Origin of the sequence: Mesorhizobium australafricanum (genome assembly GCF_033977265.1) — a bacterium.
GTDB lineage: Bacteria > Pseudomonadota > Alphaproteobacteria > Rhizobiales > Rhizobiaceae > Mesorhizobium > Mesorhizobium australafricanum.
This window is the reverse complement of sequence record NZ_JAVIIT010000040.1, coordinates 1-5,278: the sequence shown is the minus strand read 5'-3', so window position 1 is coordinate 5,278 and position 5,278 is coordinate 1. Positions and strand designations below refer to the sequence as shown.

Genomic DNA, 5,278 nt, shown 5'->3' with positions numbered 1-5,278 from the left:
CGAAGAGGGCTCAACTCGGCCATCTCAGTGCTCCTGTTCCAAGATTGCGCTTCAACAGCCGCAATCCTTCAAAACAGAAGCCTCAACCGCAAACCGACCCGCCAAATGCCGCGTCAGCGGCTTCGTTGTGTGCCCAGCATGTTCAACCGCTTGGGGGTGAAAGTCCCCCTAGCCAACCTGATGGAGGTGAAGGCTTAGCAAAGCGCAAGGGCATTACCGCGAGGTGGTGTCTGAAGGAAGCGTGGAGCAAAACCGCGACCTGACGAACAGAAACCGGATGTGAGGCATCCCTGGCCGGACGAGCGGGCAACGTGTCGCGAAGTCCATATCCATCAAGGGGCAGGGCTGTAGATCCGGCAGGTGCGCGGGGAAGGCGATTGAACTTACCTGGGGAGGCCTGCGTCATGTTCCGACTTCGGAACTGAGGGAACCGCAAGGTGACCGCTGTCGGCAAGGCTAGTGAGGCACTCCAGGCCGAAAGGCGGAGCAAACGGATAGGCCGAGCCGGAAACGATGACCGAAGGCCCGAACGGTTGGAAGTGGCAAGTAGGACTGGCAACTCATGAATGGAAAGCGGCAGAAGACCCAGTATTCACTGGCCCTGGAACCGAGGGACCGGGGTGAAGCCCCTGTCAGCGGTCACCAAGGGGCCGAACCACTCGTGGCGAAGTCGGCACCCGAAAGCCCGGCCTGGACAGAACAGCTAATGGAGACGGTATGTAGCCGAGAGAATCTGGAAACAGCGTGGAAACGCGTTCGAAGCAACAAGGGCGGTCCAGGCGTGGATGGGATGACCATCGACGACGCCAAGGGCTACCTGCGTGAGCACTGGCCAAGCATTCGGTCTCGATTGCTCGAGGGAACCTATCAGCCGCAGCCGGTCAAGCGGGTCGCAACCCCCGAGCCGGACGGCGGGGTCAGAAAACTCGGCGTACCTTGCGTCGTCGACAGACTGGTCCAGCAAGCCCTGCTGCAGGTCCTCCAAGAGCAGTGGGACCCGACGTTCTCGGAGCACAGCTACGGCTTCCGCCCGGGACGCTCTGCTCATCAGGCAGTAGCCCAAGCGCAATGCTACTCGCCGAGGGTTACACCTACGTGGTTGACCTCGACCTCGAAAGATTTTTCGACCGAGTCAATCATGATAGCCTGATGGCGCGCGTTGCCGCGAGGGTGTCCGATAAGCGTGCGCTCAAACTCATCCGTGCATTCCTCAATGCGGGGGTGATGGAGGATGGCTTGGTCCGTCCGGTGGACGAGGGGACCCCGCAAGGCGGCCCGCTCTCGCCCCTCCTAAGCAACCTCCTGCTCGACGACCTCGACAAGGAACTGACCCGACGTGGCCACCGTTTTTGCCGCTACGCCGACGACTGCAACATCTATGTTCGCAGCCGCCGCGCCGGCGAACGGGTCATGGCTTCCGTCAGCCGGTTCCTGACCAAGAAGCTGCGGCTGAAGGTCAACGAGGAAAAGAGCGCGGTGGCGCGACCGGAGGAGCGAAAGTTCCTGGGGTTCAGCATCTCGAATGACGGGAGCGAGCGGCGCATCGCGCCAAAGGCCCTCGACAAATTCAAGACGTTGATCCGGGACATGACACGCCGGACGCGGGGGATCAGTCTGCCGCAGTTGATCAAAGAGCTGAAGCCATACCTCATCGGATGGCGCGGCTACTTCGGCTTCTGCCAGACCCCACGGGTGCTTACGAACCTGGAAGCGTGGACCCGCCGAAGACTACGCTCGTATCTTTGGCGGCAATGGGGGAACGGGCACAACCGCTACAAGGAACTGCGCCGTCGTGGCGTCCCAAAGTTCAGTGCTGCGGCTGCCGCCGGTTCGCCGACGGGATTCTGGCGCATGTCAGGACACCCGGCGGTCCAACAGGCCTTGCGCAACCATTACTTCGAGTCTCTTGGTCTCCCTCGACTCCATGTCTCTGCCCAAGCTTAATCCGATCGAACCGCCGTGGTACGGACCCGTATGCCCGGTGGTGTGGGAGGGGCGGCGCCGTGAGGCGTCCCCCTATCCCGATCAATCGGAGCCAGGCGATGGGCAGTCCACGCGAGCGGCGCGAGACTGGAGAGCTGCTGCGGCTGGTCCGCACCATCGACTGGCCGGTGCTGGAGGCGCGCTTCGGCGAGGTCTATTCGGACGGTACCAGCATGCCGCTGCGGCCGATCCGGCTGATGGCGGGGCTGGCGATCCTCAAGCACACCTCAACCTCGGGCGAGGTGCTGTGCGCACGCTGGATCGAGAACCGGTATTTCCGGTATCTGTACGGCGAGGAGTTCTTCCGCCACGACCTGCCGTTCGCCCGCTCCTCGATGACGCGCTGGCGGAGCCGCATGGGCGAGGAGCGGACCGTGGTGCTTTTGCAGGAAAGCCTCAGCATAGCGGTCAAGACCGGGGCGATGAAGCCGCAGGATACGCGCCGGGCCATTGTCGACACGACATGTTCAACCCAAGAACGTGATGTTCCCAACCGACGCCAAGCTCATCCATCGCGCCCGCGAACGGCTGGTGCGGCTGGCCAGACGGGCGGGGCTGGATTTACGCCAGACCTATGTGCGGGTCAGCGCTACGCCCACGCCAAGCAATTCAAGCGGGCTAACAAGGCGCTGCGAAGGCTCAGGACGTATCTGGGGCGCACCGTCCCCGACATCTCCCGTCAGATCGCCGGCGACGCGGAGCTGGACGCGCTCTTCAAATGGTCGCTCTACCAGGCCTCCACCGTTCTCGAACAGCGACAGCGCCAGCGCGGCCGCAAGATCTAGAGCCTGCACGCCCATGAAGTCGAGTGCATCGGCAAGGGCAAGGCGCCCTACGAGTTCGGGGTGAAGGTGTCGGTGGCGACGACGCTGAAGCGCTCAAAGGGCGGCCAGTTCGACATGCAACGAATCATCAGATCCGAAACGCCGCGCATCCTCGGGTGAACGTGGCAATCAACGTGGAGCAAGGAAGACCATCCGGATGTGCCGGGCTCTGCGATGGCTGCGTCAGCGGAGTTCTTCATGGTAGTTTCGCGCTCCCATCTGGGCAGATCTTTTCACGATTAAGCAGCATTCCTCTTGGACCACGCGCCTTGTAACGCCTCGAGTCGCTCCAGGTCCCGCTTATGATACCCATCGTCGTGGGGCAGGAGATCGACCAAGAATTGAACCAACCCTCCGTCCTTTGCCCACTGCATTGAGATGATATGACTAGGACGTCGTTCGTTGCCGCAAAGAACGTCGGCGCTGGCGAGCATCCGGACGTGTCGCGCGACGCGCTCCCGACGAAGGTCGAGAATCGCCGCTAGTTCGGAGACAGTCAGGTCGGCATGCGCGCAAAGGCCCAGGATCCGAAGGCGATCAAGATGTGCTGCTGTCATTAGGCGATCGACCAATATCATCATTGGTTAGCACGACGCCAAATAGAAGAACCGAACCCTCGTCCTGCTGTCTTTGTCATTTCGCGCCTCTTCGCAAATGCTGTTCGGCGGAACATAAACCACACCAGATTTCTGCCGCCACTGAACTCGAAAGTTGTGGTGAGCGCCGTCGATCTCGCCCTGCTCGATGCGCCGCAGGGTCGCGTCAAGCGCTTCGAGCGCCCGCGGCATGCGCAGCCCGACCAGGCTCTTCCTGATGCTGTCGATCGTGGATGCGTGCATGGTCATGGCCGGCTCCCCGCAACAACCAGCCGATCTGCAACGGCCTGGTAGAAGTCGAGCGAGCGCCGGGCGACATGGTCGCCGAGACGGCCGACGATGATATCCGGGACGCTTTTCCTCGCCGCGTGGCGAGCTGCCCCCTGACGATGAGCAGGATCGATCCGATATTGGCGGCGCCCCTCGAGCACAGGATGGCTGGCGACCAGCCGGCCTTCGTCTAGGATGCGGATGCAGTCGGCAAGTTGATGAACCTCGACAAGGCGCCGGGTGCGATCGGGAACGTTATAGTAGTTGCCGCCGATCGAGACGAGCCCATCATGGCTGACGCGACGCTCCAGCTTGAGAAGCGCATCGAAGGGAACTGCCGGGAGAGATTGAAGTTCCGGCTGCTCCGCCGCGAAGGCTTCGCTGACGATGCGTTGGGTGGTGCCGTGCAGGCGAGCATTGGCGACGGTGTCGAGCCAATCCTGCAGTTGCTCGTTCAGGTCGTCGAGATTGCGGAAGCGGGCGAGGAAGAAGTCCTCGCGGATATAGCGGAACGGTCGCTCGACCTTGCCTTTCGTCTTGGCGCGATAGGGCCGGCAGGCTCTGGGCTGGAAGCCAAAGTGCCTGGCCAGCGCCAGTAGCGAGCGATTGTAGACGATGTGGCCTTCGTTATCTTCGCCGGTAACCGCCGTCTTCATCCTGTCGTAGAGGATCTCGATCGGCACGCCGCCAATGGCCTCGAATGCCTGCATATGACAGCGCAGCAGCGTCTGCAGGTCCTGGTGCACGACATAGCGGGCGAAGATGTAACGCGAATGGCCAAGCACGAGCGAGAACAGCCAAACGATGCGCATCACGCCCGGCGCGTCGGTGAACTCGGTGACGAAGCGCGCGAAGTCGACCTGTGCCTGATATCCGGCCGGCGTCTCGAACCGCACCTCGAAGGGACGCACCTCCTCCTGCGGTCGGATCGCGGCCACGAAGCGCTTCACAGCGGTGTAGGCGCCGTCATAGCCGCGCTCACGAATCTCGCGCGTCAGGCGCACGGCGCTCAGATCGGGAAAGGCCGAGACCCGTTCGCGCAGATAGTCGACGAAGGGCGCGATCTTGTTTGGCCGCCCCGCCTGTCGCGGGCCATAGGCGGGGAGTTCGAGCCCGCGCTCGATGTATTTGCGGACCGTCTTGGGATCGCGGCCCGTTCGCCGGGCGATCGCGGTCACGGACAGGCCCTGGCGGTGCAGATCCAATATCATCAGAAGTTCTCCAAGTTGGACCACCAGCGCCGCTCCCGTCCCTGCAAAGGCTGGCACGGACTATCGACACCGGGGCGAAAGCCGCCAGTTCCGGGACGCGTCCCGGAACTGGCGGTGAAAGCGCCAACTAGGGAATTTTCGATGCCCACAATCAGGGAATATTCATCGCCCGATGACACGTTGCGTGTTTCAGAAATTCGCGGACACCCATGGAGTGCACCCCCAGCCTGAGACAGGGAAAATCGCGGACATCGTCCCGTGTTCAGCCTATGCCGCCTTTTCCATCTGTCGTCCACCTGAATGCTTCTGTTCGTATTCCTCCGGCGTGAGATAATGGAGCGCCGAATGCAGGCGCTGCGTGTTGTAAACGGTATCGATGAAAGCGCCGATGCGC

4 protein-coding genes and 2 pseudogenes are annotated in these 5,278 nt (G+C 62.1%); 4 read left to right on the top strand and 2 right to left on the bottom strand.

Going from position 1 to position 5,278, the window contains the following annotated elements:
• The 4 genes and pseudogenes from RFM98_RS31000 to RFM98_RS30985 form a co-directional block, all read left to right on the top strand.
• Positions 1-198: hypothetical protein (locus tag RFM98_RS31000; protein WP_320312270.1), on the top strand; the 198-nt coding region annotated here is incomplete at its 5' end.
• A 592-nt stretch (positions 199-790) separates the two neighbouring features.
• On the top strand, positions 791-1,150 hold the full coding sequence (locus RFM98_RS31300) for a reverse transcriptase domain-containing protein (RefSeq protein WP_347349902.1): 360 nt from the start codon (positions 791-793) through the stop codon (positions 1,148-1,150).
• Entirely contained in the window at positions 1,069-1,944 is an 876-nt protein-coding gene (locus RFM98_RS31295; RefSeq protein ID WP_347349901.1) for a reverse transcriptase domain-containing protein, read from the top strand. Before RFM98_RS31300 ends, RFM98_RS31295 begins: the two co-directional genes overlap by 82 nt.
• A gap of 98 nt (positions 1,945-2,042) precedes the next feature.
• A pseudogene (locus tag RFM98_RS30985) lies at positions 2,043-2,879 on the top strand (IS5 family transposase); the annotation flags it as partial.
• 656 nt (positions 2,880-3,535) lie between these two features.
• On the opposite strand, the pseudogene RFM98_RS31525 reads toward RFM98_RS30985, so the two are convergent.
• A pseudogene (locus RFM98_RS31525) lies at positions 3,536-3,652 on the bottom strand (AAA family ATPase); the annotation flags it as partial.
• Positions 3,649-4,908: an IS21 family transposase gene (gene istA / locus RFM98_RS30975; protein WP_320312268.1), complete on the bottom strand. Its 1,260-nt coding sequence runs from the start codon at positions 4,906-4,908 to the stop codon at positions 3,649-3,651. The pseudogene RFM98_RS31525 and the gene istA, both read right to left, overlap by 4 nt.
• Between the last annotated feature and the right edge of the window lie 370 nt (positions 4,909-5,278).

Bases quoted from the DNA above. Each gene is read 5' to 3' on its own strand.
- RFM98_RS31300 (WP_347349902.1), top strand. From the start codon at position 791: ATGACCATCGACGACGCCAAGGGCTACCTGCGTGAGCACTGGCCAAGC.
- RFM98_RS31295 (WP_347349901.1), top strand. From the start codon at position 1,069: ATGCTACTCGCCGAGGGTTACACCTACGTGGTTGACCTCGACCTCGAA.